The sequence below is a fragment of the Mastigocoleus testarum BC008 genome, assembly GCF_001456025.1.
In the GTDB taxonomy this organism is placed as follows: Bacteria; Cyanobacteriota; Cyanobacteriia; order Cyanobacteriales; family Nostocaceae; genus Mastigocoleus; species Mastigocoleus testarum.
Window position 1 is genome coordinate 1 of sequence record NZ_LMTZ01000083.1, and the last position, 20,193, is coordinate 20,193.

The window sequence follows — 20,193 nt, forward strand, 5'->3', positions numbered from 1 at the left end:
AGTCCTCTTCTAATCCTTTTGGTTGGTCATGGATACCTGAGTAACTCCTTACCCCGGAATTTTGAGGGGATACGACAAAACTGCCCAGCCTTACCCAAAGTTACCCTGTATTTCCACTAATTTTGGCTTGCTGCGCGGGGGATTTTATACAAATAACCCATTTTTGCAACGCGTTAAACCCCCGCGCAGCATTAGCGTAGCGTCTCCGTAAGGAGATAGGCTGGGCAGTTTTGTCCAAGTTTTCGTTAGGGGTAGCACCGAGGCTGCAGGCTCTGCAACGTCTCTACAGGAGTCACCCGTTTATAAATCAAATACGATTACTATATACGCTTTTAACTATTATCAGTTTTGGTATCAATTATTTTTATTAGTATTTTATTTTCTTGAGATTATATTCTCGTAATCTTAATATTGATAATAATTTTTGTATTGACAAATATGCCATTAGTTTCTTTTGATTTACTTGTTTCTGGTATTCGCTCTGGTCAGTTAGCTAGTTTCCCTACGGACACCGTGCCGGCATTGGCAACAATCCCAAGCTCTTCATCACTAATATTTAATGCTAAACAGCGCAGTCTAAAGAAACCTTTGATTCTGATGGCTGCAAATATTTCTCAGCTTTGGGATTACGTAAGCGCCGATTTCGAGCGAGACAATTGGCATCAGATCGCACAAAATTACTGGCCTGGAGCATTAACTTTAGTTGTTCCGGCATCACAAAAAATACCTGCATCTCTCAACCCTACCGATCCCACTACAATTGGCGTTCGAGTTCCAGATAGTGAAATTGCTCGCAAAATTCTTGTACAAACCGGACCCTTAGCAACCACTAGTGCAAATTTATCGGGGCAACCGCCTTTGCGAAGGATGGCTGAAATAGCAGCAACATTTCCTAATGTACTTACTTTATCTCCCCAGGAAGTGCCACTTGAATTAGAAATGGGTACGGGTCAACCCTCTACAGTCGCAAAATGGGACGGGAATAATTGGAAAATATTACGCGAAGGCTCGGTAATTTTAGATACGTAAGTATTTTGTATTTTGAATATTATTTATTCGACTTTATTCTTTCACCTGATTAGAATTAACCTATTAATCTGAAATTAAAATTTTGGTCGCAACTGATTATAATTAGATAGCCCTGACGGGAAAAGATAGACTAAAGGCTGCCAGCATTTTTAAAATTTACAGTTTTTAAAATTTACAGTTTTTAAAATTTACAGTTTTTAATATTTATGCTTCCTACTTCAAGATTTAAAAGAATAATCATTTAATGGATTAATAGTTATTGAATTATGTGTTGGGATAACTGGATATATTTACTTATAGGATTAATTTTTGGTTTGGGTATTAGTAAACTCATTCAAAATCTAAGTAAGCAAAAAAAAACTTGGGATAACAATTCATCTGTTCCAAAAGATTTATTGGCTAAATCAACAATAAATAATACGGACGAATATAATGAACTTGCTTATCAAATGGCTCAAGAAATGAGCGACTTTAAGGGTGGATTTTTAGCTCGAGTTACCCACGAGTTGCGATCGCCCCTTAATGGATTAATAGGCTTACATCAACTTATTTTAGAAGACTTGTGTGAAAGCCCATCGGAAGAGCGGGAGTTTATTTCTCAGGCTCACGAACGGGCTCTAATATTATTGAAATTACTTGATGAGATTTTGAAGGTAGCCAGAGCTGATTATGGTGCAAATAAACTAGATACGCAACCAGTTCCCATTAGTAAACTATTCCAAGAAGTTTATGAATTAAATTACATGCTGGCGGCAAATCGCAATTTTCCCTTCACAGTTAAGTCACCACAACCAGAAATTTATGCTTTTGCTGATAAGGGCTGGTTACGTCAAGTTTTGAATAACTTAGTTTCAACTACGATCGCCCATATGGAGGAAGGTAAGATTTGTCTTTCTGCTATAAACTCCATCAACAATGACATGATACACATATGGTTAGATGTGCCAAATCATGCATTACTCGATCAAGAGCCAGTAGGATTAATTTCATCTGTTAAACAACAGCCTCAAGTGAGTAATATTTCAGAGCGCAAGGCAATAACCATAAATGAAAATGATGGGAGAACTTCTTCAGGAATGAAATTGCTTCTGAATCAAACTTTATTGGACACTATGAAGGGCAAATTGGAAGTTATATCTTTGCCTGAAAATCATCACGAAGTAGATACTTTAACAAGAATTCAGGTATCTATCCCCCGAGCGAATTCTGAAGTTGAGTCTCTAGCAACTGAGTCGGAAAATTAGTTTCCTCTGCATCTTGATAAAGTAGCATTGTAGTTGTGGAATTTTGCTGAAAACCAATTTTTTCATAGAAGCTTTGCTGATGAGTAGTCATTAAATATACTCTTTCTACTTTTCTGATGTGAGGATGACTCAGAATAGTCTCCACTAATTTACTTCCTAAACCAATACCACGATACTCTGGGTGAACAACAACATCCCAGATTGTAGCCCGGTAAATTCCGTCGCTAGTTGCTCTAGCAGTACCGATCATTTTTGCTCGATCCCATACGCTAACCACTGGTTGGCTATTAGCAATTGCAGTACTCAGGTCGCTAACCTTTCGATTTTCTGCCCAGAAAGCTGCAAGATTAAATAGTTTTTGCAGTTGCACGAGGTCAATGTCAGATTTGCGATCGCTAAAGCGAATCTGAGTAGATTTCATATCAAATACCTTTTAAGAGCACTTCCAGCAAGCACTATATAGTACTTATCTAAATATATCTTTAAAAAAATTAAAACTAAAAAAATTAAAACTAAAGAAAATCTGTATTTAGTTACAAATCCATTTCCATAAAGGATGGTTGGAGCCTTGTTTGCGAATCCGCCAAACCCGATCTTCCAAAAGCTTTTTTTCTTCAGATGACAGACCGAACAAGATATTGCGACTTTGCCAGATCAAAACTGCGAGTATCATTCCGACGCTAAAAGCTAATCCTAAGGCTGCAAGTGGATGGGATATAAGTCCGTATCTAACTGCTGCAAATGTAAAATATTCTTTCCACAGTGCAATTTCCATACGTAAATTCCACAAGCAGATAGGTACTATTGTTAGCCAGACAAATACAATTAGTAGCCATCTACTGTAGACAGTTAGTTCGTATAACCTTTGAACTTGTCGCTCGAACTCAGGATCGGAATTGTCCTCATGATTAATTGAGTTTTGTTTGGGTTGTTGTTCCATATTTATAAAGGAGAGGAGAAGATTATGCTTGGGTTAGGGTTTAAAACTCAAAATTTGAGTAATCAATTCGCAGTAGGTTTGCTTTACCAGTGTTAATTCTCGCAAATTTCAATTTACCAACCCTTTCTCCGTTTGCTGAACTTCTCTTCTGCTCCATAAAATTTATACAAGATTGCACGTTTTTGTACAAAATTGACGTTTAACTTGCTGCTTTCTTCCTTATAGGATTTTCCCAAGGTCTCAGGATCCTTTTGTTCACAGATTTTATTCTGGATGAGCAATAATCTGCATGGAAGACTTCTCCTCTAAGGTTAAAGTTAAAGTTAAGCATCAACAGACTGATTACTTTCCAGAATTGCTTCCTGTTGATAACGTTCGCGCCACCAGGCTAAAAGAGTACTAGCAATGAAAATACTAGAATAAGCTCCCATAGCAAAACCAATAATCAATGCCAAAGAAAAATTTCTCAGAGTTTCGCCACCAAATAGAAAAATGGCAAACAATGGCAATAATGTTGTTAGTGTAGTATTTACAGATCTAGGTAAGGTCTGGTTGACAGCATCATCCACTACCTCCGCAATTGGACGCCCAGAATCATTTTTCAGTGTTTCGCGGATTCGGTCATAAATCACTACGGTATCGTTGACCGAGAAGCCCGTAATCGTTAACAATGCAACAATAAATAAGCTATCTAATTCTATACCTCCAACCAAACCTAAAATTGAAAAAATTCCAACAGTGATTAAGATATCGTGAAATATTGCGACAATAGCAAACACAGCATAATCCAACTGGAATCGAAAGGCTAAGTAAATAATAATACCAATAAATGCTGCGGTTAGAGCTTTAATTCCAGAAGAAAATAATTGCCGCCCTAAAGTTGGACCCACAGTATCTATTTGTGTTTTCTTGGGGTCAAATTCACCAATCTTTTCACTCAAAGCAGTTTGTAGTTTGCTCCGTTCTTCAACATTCAGAGTTTTACTCCGAATCAAGACGCCATTTTTACCACTAATTTGAATACTGCTATTCCCAAGTCCTTGTTCTTTTGCAACTTCCCTGACTGTAGCGATATCAACTGCTTGTTTGCAATTCTCAGGTTTGCTGCAGTCTCGTTCTACCTGTAATCTGGTACCACCAACAAAATCTAAGCCGGGACGCAAGGGGTAACCAATTTGCTGCCAAGAAATTACCATTGACATCACACCGGCAATAATAATGACAGCAGAAATAACCCACCAAAGTGGTCGTGATTTATTTATACTAATTTTCATCAAGCTACCTCTGCCTTTTTCGAACTAGGAAGATTGGGACAAAATATTTCCGGTTTCCGCAATGAAGGTATAGTAATAGCCAAGAACATCAATGTCCGAGAACAAGTAACTGCTGTAAACATACTCACCAATACCCCAATCGCCAGGGTAAGAGCAAAACCTTTAACAAAACCTGCACCCAAAACAAACAGGGCCAAACAAGCAATTAGTGTAGTAACATTACTATCTAAAATACTGGAGAATGCTCGATAAAAACCAGATTCAACAGAACGATACAGACTCTTTCCTGCGCGTAGTTCTTCCCGGGTACGTTCAAAAATCAAAACATTAGCATCTACTGCCATTCCTATACTAAGGATAAAACCAGCAATTCCTGGTAGTGTAAGAGTTACACCTAATAAAGCAAAACAAGCCCAAGTAAGTAAAGCATAAATAATTAAAGCAATATTAGCAATCAGCCCCGGTAGTCTATAGTAGAAAACCATAAATACCAAAACTAAAGCCAAACCACTTAAACCAGCAAATATACTACTTTTAATGCTATCTTGCCCTAAAGTAGCGCCAACAGTACGATTTTCGACTATTTCAATCGGTAAAGGTAATGAACCCCCACGCAATTGCAATGCCAATTCTTTTGCCGATTTAGAATCGAAGCTCCCAGAAATTTGAGCGCTACCTCCAGTGATTCCAGTATCTTTATATTCGGGACCAACACTGGGTGCACTAATTAATTGATCGTCAAGGAAAATGCCCAGTCTAGTAGAGTTTTGGGCTGCTTCCCGACTGAGGTCAGCAAATAATTGACCTCCCTTATTATTAAATCTGATTGCAACAGCCCAAGCACCACCAGCACGAAGTGGTTCTTCTATTGCATCTGTTAAATATTCACCGGTCAATTCGGTTTTTTCAAATAGTTGTTGTTGTCCTTCAAGAATTTGCTTCTGTTTCTCAGCAATTTTGGCTTGGTTTGCTTCAATTGCGGCTTTATCCTCTTTTTTTTGCAAATCTTGTTGTTTAGTCAGCAGTTCTCTCAGTTCTTCCTGTCTGACTGTTAAAAGTTTTATTTTTTCAGGGTTTTCACGTCGGAATTCTAGTTGTGCAGTTGTACCTAAAACTCTTTCTGCTGATTGGGGGTCATCCACTCCGGGTAATTGAATCAAGATTTGATTATTTCCCACCGACTGAATGACTGGTTCGGAAACACCAAGACCATTGACTCGATTTCCCAGAACTGTTTGAACAGCTTCCAAATCCTGTTCGCTAACCTGTTTGATTTTCTCGGTAGTCTTTACCTGAATCGTTAACTGCGAACCACCTCGTAAGTCTAGTCCAAGGGGTACATTAAAATTTACGAGTACCGCAATAGCGGCAAAGACCAATACAAAAATTAAAATTAATAGCGGTTTTTGTCTTTGCATACCTTCAATTGTGTAACAAAGGTTATCATAACTTTTTCTCAAGTAGAACCGGGATTGGTATAACAATACGTCCTGACAGACGTAAGCATAGCAATCGTTTCAGGAACCGGGTGTAGGTTCTCCGTGGGAACTCGGGGATAAGGGATTGGTGCTAGCACCTAGATGGCTCCCACTCTCTTAACTGGTAGTGTATCTTAGACATACGTAGCATGTTAGCGTCCCAATACACCCAAGTGTGCATAACACAATATGAAAATTAGGAATGAGGGGTCAGGAATTAGAAATGAAACCAGTAATTTTCTCAACTTAATATTTCTTACTAGTGCAGGTCGGCGGAATAAAGCAACTATTCATAAAAGTTAAAAGCTAGATAAGACAATACTTTTGACTTTTGCTGTGCTTACCTTACGCCCCATGCTTACGCCCCACCACTGCGTTAACGCCCTACGGGCGCAGTCTGTTTTGTTCGCAAAGCGTGTCCGGAGGACGTCTTTTGACTTCCGCGCAGCGGTACTATTCACCAATCCCCAGTCGCTAGTCCCCGATTTTAAACGCGCAAAGCTACCATTTTTTCTACTGCTTCTACGATTTGTTCTGGTTGCACAATTGTCAATCTTTCCAAAGTCCCATTGTAAGGAGTAGGAATATCTTGGGAAGAAAGTCTTACCACTGGTGCGTCTAATTCATCAAAAAAGCGTTCGTTGATGGAGGCGATTAATTCAGCACCAATACCGCCAGTCCGCATACACTCTTCAACGATAATAACTCGATGGGTTTTGCGGATAGAATTGCCAATAGTTTCTAAATCTAGCGGTTTAAGAGATATCAAATCAATGATTTCTGGATCGTAACCTTGTTTCTCTAAGGTTTTCAATGCTTGTAGAGTATGATGCCTCATGCGGGAGTAGGTTAAAATGGTGACATCTTTCCCTGGCCTAACTATTTCTGCTTTATCCAACGGCAGCCAATATTCTTCTGTTGGTAATTCTTCTTTAAGATTATAAAGTAATACGTGTTCGAAAAATAACACTGGATTATTGTCGCGGATCGCAGACTTTAACAAACCCTTAGCATTATAGGGCGTAGAACAAGCAACAATTTTCAGCCCAGGTACTGCTTGGAAGTAAGCCTCAAGACGTTGAGAATGTTCTGCTCCTAGTTGTCTTCCTACACCACCAGGACCACGAATTACCATTGGAATTTTAAAGTTTCCTCCAGATGTATAACGTAGCATTCCGGCATTATTGGCAATTTGGTTAAATGCTAGAAGCAAGAAACCCATATTCATACCTTCAATTATTGGTCGCAGACCATTGATGGCTGCTCCAACAGCTAAGCCAGTAAAGCTATTTTCAGCAATGGGTGTGTCTAAAACTCTCAATTCTCCATACTTTTTATAAAGATCTTTGGTTACTTTATAAGAACCACCATAGTGACCAACATCTTCACCAAGAACGAATACTGTTGGATCGTGAGCCATTTCCTCATCAATTGCTTCTCGCAGAGCATTAAAGAATATAGTTTGAGCCATGAGACCTTTTATTTACCCTATAGTTTTAGAATCTTATCGTGCATCTGCTGAAAATATCGTCAGCGATATGTCTTTATACAGACAACTAAGGTTGAAAATACCAGTATTAACCTGCTGTTATTAGTACATCAAACAAGCTTTAATGATGTTAGCTTAGTTAAAGAAACTCCAATTGCACGAACGCTATGTTTTAGAAAGAGAATGCAGGATAAATTACATTTTGGTGTTTCAAGGTTGTCGTAGGACTTACTGAACGAAAAATTTATCACAAAATTTGCACTGCTGTTAAGTACGTAAGTAGTTATATTTGTCACGCCCTTGTAATTCTGAGCAATGTATCTAAAATTTCCCATACTCAGACTTCAAACAAATTTGGTAAAAATTCTCTACTTTACACTTTCTGAAGCTTTAATCATACAGTTAAGTTAAGAGTTACTGTTAAAATTTCCAACTCAAAAAAATTACTTCATCAAAAGTACTTCATACGAAACAAATCTTTTCACTAGTTATTTATCTTATCAATTACACCTGCCCCATTAATTAATTTTTGATTTTTATCCTTTACAGTGCTTTGGCAACATCACTAATAACAGTTACTTGCATTCTAATATCAAAAAAAAATAGACGCTAAAAAACGTCTACCTTACTTATCAAGCAGATAAATAAGTAACCTTTAAGATCACATTTATACTGCTCAACCTATTTTTTTACTTTTCTCAATACTTAAAATTGTTCAGACATGCTTGATGGGAAGCAAACATTACAAACTGAAATTATATATAGATAAAATCAGCTCGAAGCACTAAAAAATTAAGACTAAATATTTGGAGTATAAATGGGTGAATCACTCATCTGACTAATAGCCGGAGACTGACTTACACCGTTTTCTGGGTATCTCCTGGGTCTACCAGGTTTACGCTTATGTCTTTGATTTATAGACTTTTCACTTGCCGTTGCCAACTCTTCTGGCGTGCATTTAAACAGGCGTATAGCTTCCAAATATTTCTTAGGTGTCATGGTTGGTTCAGTACGTCCTGCTTCCCAATTGCGAACACTAGTTTCGCTTATTGCAAGCCTGAAGGCTACTTCAGTCCGGCTAAGACCCGCCCGTTCTCTCAGGACTTGCATATCCATACCTAATTGCTCCCTCTTTATTACAACAGAATTGGCTTATTAAATCGGTCATTCAATCGACAAAAATAGTCAATCGACAATTTTTTTTTAACTATATTATTTTATAAGCCATCAGTGTACTTCCTGGCAAATTTATTGCGGATTATACCGAAAACTTCATAGTAATTTTAAAAATCATCTTTGTAGATAATAGTATTTTCACAGTGGCAATAAAAAAATAGACATTTCTCATTTATTATTACTCATCAGTAATTTATAAAAGATATGGATAAAAGACATGGAGAAAATAACATCCTATAGTCCGGTGAATATGAATTTATCGATCCCCTATCTACATAAATAAGTTCAATCTCTCGATTCACCACTACACAAGTTATGATTGGCGGCTTCTAACCCAAATTGCTTGGATCGCCCGTCAAATTAAACCTGTTATAGCTGCGTTCGAGAGATTGATAATTTGGAATTATTACTTATTGGTTGTATTCGCCCTGGATTTAACTTAACCAACGAGCAGCATCTTTAGCATGGTAAGTCAAAATTAAATCGGCTCCGGCACGTTTAAAACTAGTTAGAGTTTCTAACACTACCCTTTCTTCATCAATCCAGCCATTGAGGGCTGCAGCTTTAATCATGGAGTATTCTCCGGAAACGTTATATGCTGCAACTGGTAAATTACAAGCCTGCTTAACTCGCCAGATGATATCCATATATGATAAAGCCGGTTTGACCATAAGCATATCCGCACCTTCAGCAATGTCTAATTCGATTTCTTTAATTGCCTCGCGGGCGTTAGCTGGATCCATTTGGTAAGTTCTGCGATCGCCAAACTGGGGTGCCGATTCAGCCGCGTCTCGGAATGGACCATAATAAGATGATGCATACTTCGCTGCATAGGACATGATAGGGGTATCCTGAAAACCAGCTTCATCTAAACCTGCACGGATAGCTTGCACAAAACCATCCATCATTCCTGAAGGAGCGATAATATCAGCTCCAGCCTGAGCTTGAGATACCGCAGTTTTTTTCAATAATTCTAAGGTTGGGTCATTTAAAACCCGTCCGCTTAGATCTCCAACTTGCAAATAACCACAATGACCGTGACTGGTGTATTCGCACAAACAAGTGTCAGCAACAACTATTAATTCGGGTACTGCTTCTTTAACAGCAGTAGATGCTTTCTGTACGATTCCACAATCATGCCATGCGCCAGTGGCATCATCATCTTTTTCATCTGGGATCCCAAACAAAATAATTGCCGGAATTCCTAAGTCATAAACTTCTTTGGCATCTTCAACTATCTTATCTACAGATAGCTGATATACCCCAGGCATAGATTTCACTTCTTTGGCAATTCCCTCTCCTGGAACTGCAAATAAGGGATATATTAAATCGTTTGTTGTAAGTATTGTTTCTCGTACCATCTGGCGTAGTAGAGAACTGGTACGCAAACGACGAGGTCGATGAGTTGGAAACATAAAATTTTATCAACTAAAAGCTAGAGCGGACAATAAATAAAGCGTCACATGATAAAGCAAGAAATTCGCTTTACTCGGACAGACTGGAATCAGCGCTTAACTTGCCTCTGCCCTACTGCTCAATTTTTTAGATCGAGAGTTGTAGGGCAATTTTGTATTTTACAGTCAGAGTGTTAAGCTGAAATGTTAAAAAATCGATCAAAGCAGAATACAAAGCATCAATCTATCAGCCATCAGGTAAATTTATCGCTACGAGAACTGTTGATTGGAGCTGTGTTTCCCGGAAATAACGTAAGTCACTAGTTACAAGTCTGTCAGATTTAGATTTCCCTGAACCCCCTAATAGGGGAGAAAATTAATTCAAACTCGCCTTTTTTAAGGGCAGTTTAGGGAGAATATGAGATAATCTCAAAAATTTTGCCTATAACTAGCAATTTGGGTGAATAGTTTTTGGGTGAATAGTTAATTATGATCAGTCAAAATAAACCTAAGTAATAACCCCAGGAAATTAGCCTCAGGAAATTAACCTAGAAAATTAGCCTCAGGAAACTAACCTAGAAAATTAGCTCCAGGAAACTAATCTTAGAGAAGTAAATAAATTTCCACTATCGGCTAAATTCTATATCTTAGGTATCAGTGTGACCTAAGGGATTAGTTTTCCAAACCTATCTTTATATTCCTTTACACTTATGTGGGAAATGCATTCAATTACTTTAAGGACTGGAAAAGTATTTACTATAACTATCGCTCGGAGAGAATATAACAGAAAAATTTTCTGCTAACACTAAATAATCTCTATCCCAATTCAAAACTTAATATATCTGGAAATATTATTTACTGACACCAGAATACTTGCCACTTAATTTGCTGTCCACCTGCAATAAATACAGAATTTACTTTTTGAATTGGAAATTTTAATTTACTGTTTGAATTGATGCCTTGAGTTTCATAAGTTAAACTCCTTTGCCAAGGATGCAAACAGAAAAATATTGATTATCGATTCGTGGTGAATTTACTTTTTCGGTTAAAATTTTGAGTTCAATACTAGCTGACTTCCGCTCGAACCTGTAGCTTTTGGGTTATATAAGACGGAAAATAAAAGGGTAGCGAAAAGGTTTATCTGGATTCGTTAGAACGTTAAACAACGCCCAAATAGTAAGCCCCCAATGGAGAAGTAACCAGACCCCATATAGTATCCCTAACAAACCAAGGGTGACCCAAACCAAAGGTGTAATAATCAGGAAATAGAGCCATACATTAAAGTGGAAGTTGATAGCTTCTTTCGCATTATTCTTAACCATTGGGTCGTTACTAATAAACAGGATGAAAAAAGGTACGCCGATTGATAATACCAAACAACTAAAGAAAATAGCGCCATGACACAGTGCTGATAAAAATCTTCGGCTCTCCGTGTCGTACATTCGATTCTCCGATTTTTAGCTGATTTTTGACAATATTAAGACACTAGCACGAGCTTTGTTGTCTTAAGATAAAAACTCCAGCTTTAGGTAGGAAAATTTAATTTAATTAAAGTAACGCATCTCATAAACATTTAACTCAAATTATGTCAACTAATATGTCAACTGAACTTGAGTCAGAACTTACTCAACAGGTAGACAGGCGTCGTAATTTCGCGATTATTTCCCACCCTGATGCGGGAAAAACAACCCTGACAGAAAAGTTGCTGTTATACGGAGGAGCAATTCACGAAGCTGGTTCTGTGAAGGCGAGAAGAGCGCAGCGCAAAGCAACTTCTGATTGGATGGCAATGGAGCAACAAAGAGGAATTTCTATTACTTCCACTGTGCTCCAGTTTGAGTACCAAAATTCCCATATCAATTTACTCGATACTCCCGGACACCAAGATTTTAGTGAAGACACTTACCGGACTTTGGCTGCTGCAGATAATGCTGTGATGCTAATTGACGCAGCAAAAGGTTTGGAACCACAAACCAGAAAGCTGTTCGAAGTCTGTAAGATGCGGGGTATACCCATCTTTACTTTTGTTAATAAACTTGATCGCCCCGGAAGGGAACCTTTAGAACTACTTGACGAAATCGAGCAAGAATTAGGTTTAATGACCTATGCTGTAAATTGGCCGATCGGTATGGGCGATCGCTTCAAGGGAGTATTTGATCGCAACGGGAGGCAAATACATTTATTTGAAAGGAGCGCCCACGGTAGCCGTGAAGCTTTAGAAAATGTATTAGAATTGGGCGATTCAAGAGTAGAAGAACTGATAGAAGAAGAACTTTACTATCAACTTAAAGATGAATTAGAACTTATTGAAGGTGTTGGACCAGAACTAGATTTGGATTTGGTGCACCAAGGAAAAATGACACCTGTTTTCTTTGGAAGTGCGATGACTAATTTTGGGGTGGAGTTATTTTTAAAGTATTTTCTTGAATATGCTCTCAAGCCCACCGCACGTCAAAGTACCTTGGGTGAAATTTCACCAACATACCCAGATTTTTCCGGTTTTGTGTTTAAGTTGCAGGCGAACATGGATCCAAAACACCGGGATAGGGTAGCATTCATTCGGGTGTGCACGGGAAAATTTGAGAAAGATATGACGGTAAATCACGCCCGTACTGGTAAAAATGTGCGTCTTTCCCGACCACAGAAATTATTTGCCCAAGAAAGAGAATCGATTGAGTACGCTTATGCTGGAGATGTAATTGGTTTAAATAATCCTGGGGTTTTTGCAATTGGTGACACAATATATACCGGTAAAAAGCTTGAATATGAGGGAATACCTTATTTTTCGCCTGAGTTATTTGCTGTACTTCGTAACCCCAATCCTTCAAAATTCAAGCAATTTCAGAAAGGTGTTTCAGAATTGCGAGAAGAAGGAGCAGTACAGATTATGTACTCCGTAGATGAAGCTAAGCGTGACCCAATCTTAGCAGCAGTCGGTCAGTTACAACTTGAGGTAGTACAATTTCGCTTACTTCAAGAATATGGAATCGAAACAAGATTAGAACCATTACCCTACAGTGTCGCCCGTTGGGTTGAAGGTGGTTGGGAAGCCTTGGAGAAAGTGGGACGTTTATTCAATACAACTACTGTCAAAGATAGTATGGGACGTCCGGTATTACTGTTCCGTAACGAATGGAATTGTCAGCAATTACAGCAAGATCATTCAGAATTAAAATTAAATAATATTGCTCCAGTTGTTTCTGGGAAACAGCCCACCAAAGCATAAGTATTAAAGGCAAATTATTAAGGGCGAACGACTAAAGGCGAATTATCAAGGGCGACCTTCGCCCACTTTTGCCAAACTATGAATTGATTCCCAAATAATAAAAATGAATTCCGGCTAACAGTCTATTTACTGCATAACCTACTTGACTACTCTGCATTTCAAGTTATTGACGATTTCCAATAAATGTAAATAGAATATTGAGTTTTTAGTATTGGGTTTTTAGCCTGTTTAAGGTGGAGTGCGATCGCATCCTGCAAGTAAAGCTATGATTATGAGAATATTTTGGGAATATTTATTTTTGGTTTTCCCGCTGAGTAATATTTCCTTAAGTAATTAGATCGTGTGATTCTGGGCAAAAAAGTTATCAGCATTTAGATTGAAAACTCAATTTAAATCCATGTGGCTGATGGTTATATTTTGGGCTTTTGCTAGAAATTACCAGTTTTTTACCCTCCTATTGTTAGTAGACTAAGAGTTACCCAAAAGGTCAAAATAATGGGTGGCTGTGTCCAATAATTGAGTTACAGTTCCAATGCCATCACATTCCGAACTATCACTTCAGTCTGGTTTAAATGCTCTCAAACAGGGAGATTACCAAGCCGCAATAACTATATTAGATGGCTTCATCAGTCAGTCAACTAATTATTCCGATGTTTTACAAGCAACAATCGGGCTAGCTGTGGCTTATTCCCGGACCGGTGAAGTTAGCACAGCCATTTCTCTGTGTGAAGATCTGCGTGAAAGTGATAATCAAGAAGTGAGAGAATGGGCGAATCTTTCCTTAAAAAAACTGCGGGCTAAGCGTTCTAAAGAACAATTAACATCAAAGAATCAAGCAGAAAATATACCTGAAGCCACGGGTTTTATTCCTTTTGATAATTCAGCTTCTGCTTCTAACCTGCTTGAGGAGAATTTATCTTCATCACGGCTTGTAACTCAGGATACTTCTAATGTGGTTGAAGTACCAGACAGTGAAAGTAGTCAAGATATATTTCACACAGATAAATCCCTGAGGCAGCAACATAAGATAAATCATCAAACCAGGGAAAATAAACCTGAAGATAATCAAACCAACAATGAACAAGAATCTACCGTCGCATTTGAAGAAACTAAATCTAGTAACGAACTATCAGTTAGGGGAGTAACTGTCCACTGGCGAAAAGCACCAAAAGCAAAAATGTGGCAACCTTTACCGAAACCTAAACTGCTTCTCCTGAGGGTAGTGATGGTTCTAACATCGGTTGCATTGTTCTGGACAATGAGATTTTTACTGGTTTTATTGATGGAATCAGTCAATTATCTTTTAAACTGGTTGCCGTTTGTGGAATCATTACAGTTTCTTTATTACGATCCAATTTACTTCTTACTAGCAGTTGTTATTGTTCTTGCTATAGCTTCTCCTTGGTTATTGGATATCTTATTGAGTAAGTTTTATCCCCAGCAAACTTTACAAAAAGAGCAACTAAACAGGTATAGCCCTGCAGCTAATCGACTATTAATACGTTACTGTCAGCAAAGAGGGTGGAAATTACCCCCGTTATTTGTCTTACAAGAATCTGCTCCATTTGCCTATTCCTATGGACATTTGCCCCGCACCGCTAGGATTGTAGTTACTCAAGGACTCTTAGACCAACTAGAAAATGATGAGATAGCTGCAGTTTATGGAATGGAATTGGGACATATTACCTATGGTGATGTTGGATTAACCTCCCTTTACCTGTTGGTGACTCTACCGATTTATGGTTTGTACCAAATTATTTCCGGTTGGGGGGACTGGTTACCAAACAAAATTGGACGTTCCTTTTTAGGGGTTTTCGCCAATTTCTTTTACTGTATTTGGTATGTGTTGACTGGTACCAGTTTATGGTTTTCCCAGTTACGTCATTACTATAGCGATCGCCGCGCCGCAGAAATTACAGGTCACCCCAACGCTGCAATTCGTGCTTTACTTAAAATGGCAATTGGAATTGCTGGAGACATTGAAAAACAAGAAAAAACTAGTTATTTGCTAGAAAGCTTGAATTTACTTTTACCACTGGGACACAAACAAAGTTTATCTTTGGGGAGTACCGCACCCCACATTGCTCTCGAGTCCTATTTAATGTGGGAATATCTTAATCCCTATCGTTGGTGGTTTGCTGCTAATAGCAGTCATCCTCTCACAGGACATCGCATTCAACGCCTATGTCAAATTGCTCGTCAGTGGCGTTTGGAAACAGAGCTAAGTATAGAAAAACAACAACCATTGCAAATTCGACATCAGTCTTTTTTTATTGGTATGGCACCATGGTGGGGAATTCCTTTAGGCTTGGTATTAGGTTTTGGCATTTGGTTAGTGTGGCAAATTGCTTATACTGTTGAGGTTTTGAATCTAAAGTGGATATATGATGATTGGAATTTCCTCTTAGGCTGTATTTTAATTGGTTTTAGCATTGGAACTTTAGTTAGAATCAACCAGTTCTTCCCTGAAATTAAACCCAATTCAGCCCAAACTAACGAAAATTTTATCGACGTTTTAAACAACCCAGCTTCGCTTCCAATCGATAGTAATGCTGTTTTACTTGCTGGGAAATTGCTTGGTCGTTGTGGTACCAGTAATTATTTAGGACAAGATTTGATTTTACAAACTAATAGAGGTTTGCTCCGATTACACCATATTTCCTGGTTGGGACAAGGAGTTAATCCTCAGGACTTTATCGGTCGACAAGTCATAGTTCGCGGTTGGTTGCGACGGGGTGCGACACCTTGGGTTGATATTCAAATATTAAAAACTCAAAGTGGTAAAAAGATTAATGGACTTCATCCGATATGGTCCATGATTTTTGCTTTCATCTTTACTGCTTTAGGTGCTTATATCTTTCTCAAAGGATAGCTTCGGGTTATTTCAATAACCCTAATTTACTTACAGTAGTCCATTCTCATTTAATCTCTCACGACTTTGCAGTTCTGGATTTTTAAAATTGCTTGGGACTATATATAAATAAAAGTTGCACATTATGCCTTGAAGTGTTAAGTTTATTAACAATAGTTTTAGATATATATATAATTTAGCTATCTCTGAGACTGTATACGCCAATAGTTGCTTTTAAATTCCCCAAACACAGCAGTGAATTTACCAGCCGATGGCTGGTTTTTGTTTCTGAAATATTAGATTTTGGACAAAATGTATTTTATAGTACAATATTTAAATTTCAAGCAACAAAATGTGTGAGTTGAACTAGCTGCAATTGGGATAGCGTGATATTGTAGGGAATGGTGTTTGATTCCCTGAATTAAGGTAGTTAAGTATTTTTTGGTAGTGAATGGAAGGCTTTTAAACTAAAAAYTCATAGAATAAAGGTATTATGAGCGTTGTGCGCGCTTCTGCCTAAAACAAGCTCAATCCCATTAAAAAACTGTGTTGAAAAAGTTGGCAGTTGGGAGTAAAAGATATTGGTTTATGGCAATATTTATCAAAAGGCACGTAGCAACAGTCAAAGCCAATTTTGTTTTTACCTGTTTGTGTTTATTCAACCGTGGAGGTCTAGTAAATGTCTGTTCGCCTTTACATAGGCAATTTGCCGAAAGAAGTAATAGATAAGTCAGAGCTACAAGCAATTTTTGCCGAAGAAGGTAATGCAGTTACAACTAAACTGATTAAAGATCGTAAGACTGGAAAATGCCGTGGTTTTGGCTTTATTACAGTCAATAATGATGAGAAAGCTGACCAAATTATTGAAAAATATAATGGTCAGATGTTTAAAGAAACTGCGATTAAAGTCGAAAAGGCACTACCTCGTAGCAAAGGAGAGGAAAACAACGAGGAACAAGCTGCAAAAGCATCGAGTGGTGCTGGTAGCCCTCAAAAAGAAGGTAAGAAAGGGAAGAAATCTCGTCGTAATTCACCAAAAGAGACTTCTTCATCTAGTCATGATTCCGATGCAGTTCGTCCAGACCCTCGCTGGGCTGCAGAACTAGAAAAACTCAAGGAGATGTTAGCTGCACAAGCAACAAATTAATTTGTTTTCTTGGGGTATTAAAAATTAAAAATCAAAGTATTTTCTGTCTTTGATTTTTAATTTTTAATTTAATAGTTAAAAACGAATGAAAAATTTAAATATTTACCTACTTCTGATTATTTACTTCTGATTATTTAATAGATGTCTAGTCTCAGTTCATAAATTACTGATGCATAGATATATCTATTGTCTAAAATGTTACTTTTATATTTCCAAATAAGAGAATTTTTCGTCAAAGGCGATCTAAAAATATCTATCTTATATAAGGTTTACAGGTATATATCATTTTTTCTTGATATAAAAATCCAATAATTTGTTTTTTAAAGTATATGTGATGCTTGAGTGCTGCCTTTAAAGTTAACGGGAGTGCTGTAAAGCTGATAGAGTCAGAACTTATGAACCCCAAATATATCATTTTGGTTCAAACTGGAATTTTCTGAATAGACATTTTTCGGAGATTGGTGTGTGGGCTTTTTTCGTTCAATGCCACACCACCATATAATTTCTTCTTACAAGCTTGATATTTAAAATTTATAATTTGGCTAACATCTCTTCTTGGGTGGTGCGATAAATGCCTAAGAGGCGTTCCGCGTTCGCTGAAAGCGTCTCGAAGTGATCGAGAAGAGGTTTTGGCATATGTTTTCATATGCTACTTCGTTAAGGAACCGTATTCACATATCATCTTTAGCTTCTGAAAAGCGGAAAAATTTAAGACATTTCAGTTGTCATGATAATTATAAATGAGAAACCTGCTGTTGAGAATTTAAGCTAATGTATGATTTGTTGCTAATTAAAACACGATAAATAGAGCGTAAATTTTATACACTAGGGCCAAGAGGTAATTAATCATATTATTTATCAAAACTATTAAGGTATTATGTTAAAAAAATATAAATTTTTATAAAGACATCAAGTAATCATTTTATGAGTACAAATCAAGTAAGTGATAACACTATTTTAAAAGTTGCTTTTTAGACTTTAAATATTTTTTGTTTAAATGTATAAAAAAACAATAAAAGTATCAATTAGATATATAGTTCGATATCCCCACAAGTAATAATGATTAGACTTTACAAGTATTTTTGAGATTAAGATGGAAATAAAAGTTGAGCAAAATTATTGGATTAGAAGTATAATTTGCATCTTTTAATATAGTTAACACATAAGTTATTAAAGTAACGAAAATGTAAATTTATTAGACGTTTTAAATTAAAATAAATATTACTTAGAACAAATAGACAACTGAGGTTGAACGGCAAAGGTGAAACTTTGGCGCTAGTTTAAACCTCTTTAAATCGAGGATCGGAAGGCTATGAACTCCAGAACGGAAGAACGTATCGTCTTGATTTCAGTTCACGGAGATCCTGCAATTGAGGTAGGAAAAGAAGAAGCAGGAGGACAAAATGTTTACGTCCGTCACGTGGGTGAAGCACTGGCGAAACTAGGGTGGAAAGTTGATATGTTTACCCGTAAAGTAAATGCACAACAAGATGATATTGTTGAGCATACAGAGAATTGCCGAACTATTCGTTTGAAGGCTGGTCCGACAGATTTTGTTCCACGAGATGATATTTTTGATTACCTACCTGAATTTGTGGATAATTTGCTGAAATTTCAGCAAGAAAATGATTTTACATATCCCCTAATTCATACCAATTACTGGTTATCTGCTTGGGTTGGGATGCAATTGAAACAAATTCAGGGAAGTCAGCAAATTCATACATATCATTCTTTAGGGGCAGTAAAGTACAATACTGTTAATAAAGTCCCCCTAATTGCCAATACTCGCTTGGAAGTAGAAAAAAATGTATTAGAGACAGCTGAGAGAATAGTGGCTACTTCTCCTCAAGAAGAAGAACACATGCGTTCTTGGGTCTCAAGTGAAGGTCAAATTGATATTATTCCTTGCGGTACAGATATTGAACGTTTTGGTGGTGTTGATAAAGCAGCAGCAAGAGCTAAATTGAGAAGTAAAGCTCAAACTGTAGGTAATGAACTGAAATTTAGCCTCGATGAAGAAATAGTTATGTATGTAGGACGTTTCGACCGCCGAAAAGGTATAGAAACTTTAGTACGGGCGATACGAAAATCTAATTTATTTAACTCACCCAATCTCAAATTAATTATTGCTGGTGGTAGTCGTCCCGGTCAAAGTGATGGTAGAGAACGGGAACGAATAGAAAATATTGTTGATGAGTTGGGGATGAGACAGGTGACATGTTTCCCCGGTCGTTTGAGCCAGGAAGATTTACCATTGTATTACGCTGCAGCTGATGTATGCGTTGTTCCGAGTCATTACGAACCTTTTGGTCTAGTTGCAATTGAAGCAATGGCGAGTGGGACACCTGTTGTCGCAAGTGATGTGGGAGGATTACAGTTTACTGTTGTTCCCGAAGAAACAGGTTTATTAGCTCCACCCAAAGATGTGGAAGCTTTTTGTAGCGCAATTGATCGTATTATTTCTGATTCGCAATGGCGAGATAAGTTGGGTCAAGCAGGAAGAAAGCGAGTTGAGACTAAGTTTAGTTGGAATGGTGTAGCGCATCAGTTGAGTGACCTTTACACAGAAATCTCAAACATAACACCGGCAGATGCTCCAAGTTTAATTGAGAAGTAAAATAAAAAACTGAATAATCCAAAAATCGGTAATGGCTAAAAGGCAAAGCTAAGAACTGCTTTTTACCTTTTACCGTTTACTTTTGATATTTTAGATTTTTGATGTTTTAGATCTTATTACAGGATAAAAATTGTAGAGTGTGAATAAAAGAAGCCATTTTTTCATCAATATTTAGAAGAATGGAAGGAAGATAGTCAAAACCATAACAAAAAATGCTTTTGGCTCTATGATCGTGCTTTTTGATCGTTAGAGGTTTATGTTAGTGCAACCATTTACCAATTAGGACAGCCCAATATAATGTAATAGTAAGGACGGCAAGTAGTTTACT

Annotated in this window: 14 protein-coding genes; 6 read left to right on the forward strand and 8 right to left on the reverse strand. The window is 37.5% G+C overall.

Going from position 1 to position 20,193, the window contains the following annotated elements:
* Positions 1–438 precede the first annotated feature (438 nt).
* Positions 439–1,029, forward strand: coding sequence for an L-threonylcarbamoyladenylate synthase (locus BC008_RS12790; protein WP_027843050.1), 591 nt, complete (start codon positions 439–441; stop codon positions 1,027–1,029).
* Between the two features lie 266 nt (positions 1,030–1,295).
* Positions 1,296–2,273 (forward strand): sensor histidine kinase, encoded by a 978-nt coding sequence (locus BC008_RS12795; protein WP_027843051.1) that lies wholly within the window; start codon positions 1,296–1,298, stop codon positions 2,271–2,273.
* Here the strand turns inward: BC008_RS12795 and BC008_RS12800 are convergent.
* The 8 genes from BC008_RS12800 to BC008_RS12835 form a co-directional block, all read right to left on the reverse strand.
* Positions 2,218–2,694, reverse strand: a complete 477-nt coding sequence (locus BC008_RS12800) for a GNAT family N-acetyltransferase (protein WP_058183546.1) — start codon at positions 2,692–2,694, stop codon at positions 2,218–2,220. The two genes, BC008_RS12795 and BC008_RS12800, sit on opposite strands and share 56 nt — an antisense overlap.
* 108 nt (positions 2,695–2,802) lie before the next feature.
* On the reverse strand, positions 2,803–3,213 hold the full coding sequence (locus tag BC008_RS12805) for a hypothetical protein (protein ID WP_027843052.1): 411 nt from the start codon (positions 3,211–3,213) through the stop codon (positions 2,803–2,805).
* A gap of 323 nt (positions 3,214–3,536) precedes the next feature.
* Complete coding sequence (secF, locus tag BC008_RS12810; RefSeq protein ID WP_027843053.1) at positions 3,537–4,487, reverse strand: protein translocase subunit SecF; 951 nt, start codon at positions 4,485–4,487, stop codon at positions 3,537–3,539.
* Entirely contained in the window at positions 4,487–5,905 is a 1,419-nt protein-coding gene (gene secD / locus BC008_RS12815; protein ID WP_027843054.1) for a protein translocase subunit SecD, read from the reverse strand. The genes secF and secD overlap by 1 nt, the downstream gene beginning before the upstream one ends.
* A gap of 547 nt (positions 5,906–6,452) precedes the next feature.
* On the reverse strand, positions 6,453–7,436 hold the full coding sequence (locus BC008_RS12820) for an alpha-ketoacid dehydrogenase subunit beta (RefSeq protein WP_027843055.1): 984 nt from the start codon (positions 7,434–7,436) through the stop codon (positions 6,453–6,455).
* Positions 7,437–8,252: 816 nt separating this feature from the next.
* Positions 8,253–8,570: a helix-turn-helix domain-containing protein gene (locus BC008_RS12825; RefSeq protein ID WP_027843056.1), complete on the reverse strand. Its 318-nt coding sequence runs from the start codon at positions 8,568–8,570 to the stop codon at positions 8,253–8,255.
* 494 nt (positions 8,571–9,064) lie between these two features.
* The gene (gene hemB / locus BC008_RS12830; protein WP_027843057.1) at positions 9,065–10,045 is read right to left on the reverse strand and encodes a porphobilinogen synthase; all 981 of its coding nucleotides are present in this window, start codon (positions 10,043–10,045) and stop codon (positions 9,065–9,067) included.
* Between the two features lie 1,079 nt (positions 10,046–11,124).
* Complete coding sequence (locus BC008_RS12835; protein WP_027843058.1) at positions 11,125–11,466, reverse strand: DUF4870 domain-containing protein; 342 nt, start codon at positions 11,464–11,466, stop codon at positions 11,125–11,127.
* Between the two features lie 155 nt (positions 11,467–11,621).
* On the opposite strand from BC008_RS12835, the gene prfC reads away from it, so the two are divergent.
* The 4 genes from prfC (at position 11,622) to BC008_RS12855 (ending at position 19,865) form a co-directional block, all read left to right on the forward strand.
* Positions 11,622–13,250, forward strand: coding sequence for a peptide chain release factor 3 (gene prfC, locus BC008_RS12840; protein ID WP_027843059.1), 1,629 nt, complete (start codon positions 11,622–11,624; stop codon positions 13,248–13,250).
* A 532-nt stretch (positions 13,251–13,782) separates the two neighbouring features.
* Positions 13,783–16,122: a M48 family metalloprotease gene (locus tag BC008_RS12845; protein WP_027843060.1), complete on the forward strand. Its 2,340-nt coding sequence runs from the start codon at positions 13,783–13,785 to the stop codon at positions 16,120–16,122.
* A 658-nt stretch (positions 16,123–16,780) separates the two neighbouring features.
* Complete coding sequence (locus BC008_RS12850) at positions 16,781–17,248, forward strand: RNA recognition motif domain-containing protein (protein WP_027843061.1); 468 nt, start codon at positions 16,781–16,783, stop codon at positions 17,246–17,248.
* A gap of 1,312 nt (positions 17,249–18,560) precedes the next feature.
* On the forward strand, positions 18,561–19,865 hold the full coding sequence (locus tag BC008_RS12855; RefSeq protein ID WP_027843062.1) for a glycosyltransferase family 4 protein: 1,305 nt from the start codon (positions 18,561–18,563) through the stop codon (positions 19,863–19,865).
* Positions 19,866–20,193 lie beyond the last annotated feature (328 nt).

What these genes read in the sequence shown, in the direction of transcription:
- BC008_RS12790 (WP_027843050.1), top strand. Translation starts at nt 439, where the DNA reads ATGCCATTAGTTTCTTTTGATTTACTTGTTTCTGGTATTCGCTCTGGT.
- BC008_RS12795 (WP_027843051.1), top strand. Translation starts at nt 1,296, where the DNA reads ATGTGTTGGGATAACTGGATATATTTACTTATAGGATTAATTTTTGGT.
- BC008_RS12800 (WP_058183546.1), bottom strand. Translation starts at nt 2,694, where the DNA reads ATGAAATCTACTCAGATTCGCTTTAGCGATCGCAAATCTGACATTGAC.
- BC008_RS12805 (WP_027843052.1), bottom strand. Translation starts at nt 3,213, where the DNA reads ATGGAACAACAACCCAAACAAAACTCAATTAATCATGAGGACAATTCC.
- secF (WP_027843053.1), bottom strand. Translation starts at nt 4,487, where the DNA reads ATGAAAATTAGTATAAATAAATCACGACCACTTTGGTGGGTTATTTCT.
- secD (WP_027843054.1), bottom strand. Translation starts at nt 5,905, where the DNA reads ATGCAAAGACAAAAACCGCTATTAATTTTAATTTTTGTATTGGTCTTT.
- BC008_RS12820 (WP_027843055.1), bottom strand. Translation starts at nt 7,436, where the DNA reads ATGGCTCAAACTATATTCTTTAATGCTCTGCGAGAAGCAATTGATGAG.
- BC008_RS12825 (WP_027843056.1), bottom strand. Translation starts at nt 8,570, where the DNA reads ATGGATATGCAAGTCCTGAGAGAACGGGCGGGTCTTAGCCGGACTGAA.
- hemB (WP_027843057.1), bottom strand. Translation starts at nt 10,045, where the DNA reads ATGTTTCCAACTCATCGACCTCGTCGTTTGCGTACCAGTTCTCTACTA.
- BC008_RS12835 (WP_027843058.1), bottom strand. Translation starts at nt 11,466, where the DNA reads ATGTACGACACGGAGAGCCGAAGATTTTTATCAGCACTGTGTCATGGC.
- prfC (WP_027843059.1), top strand. Translation starts at nt 11,622, where the DNA reads ATGTCAACTGAACTTGAGTCAGAACTTACTCAACAGGTAGACAGGCGT.
- BC008_RS12845 (WP_027843060.1), top strand. Translation starts at nt 13,783, where the DNA reads ATGCCATCACATTCCGAACTATCACTTCAGTCTGGTTTAAATGCTCTC.
- BC008_RS12850 (WP_027843061.1), top strand. Translation starts at nt 16,781, where the DNA reads ATGTCTGTTCGCCTTTACATAGGCAATTTGCCGAAAGAAGTAATAGAT.
- BC008_RS12855 (WP_027843062.1), top strand. Translation starts at nt 18,561, where the DNA reads ATGAACTCCAGAACGGAAGAACGTATCGTCTTGATTTCAGTTCACGGA.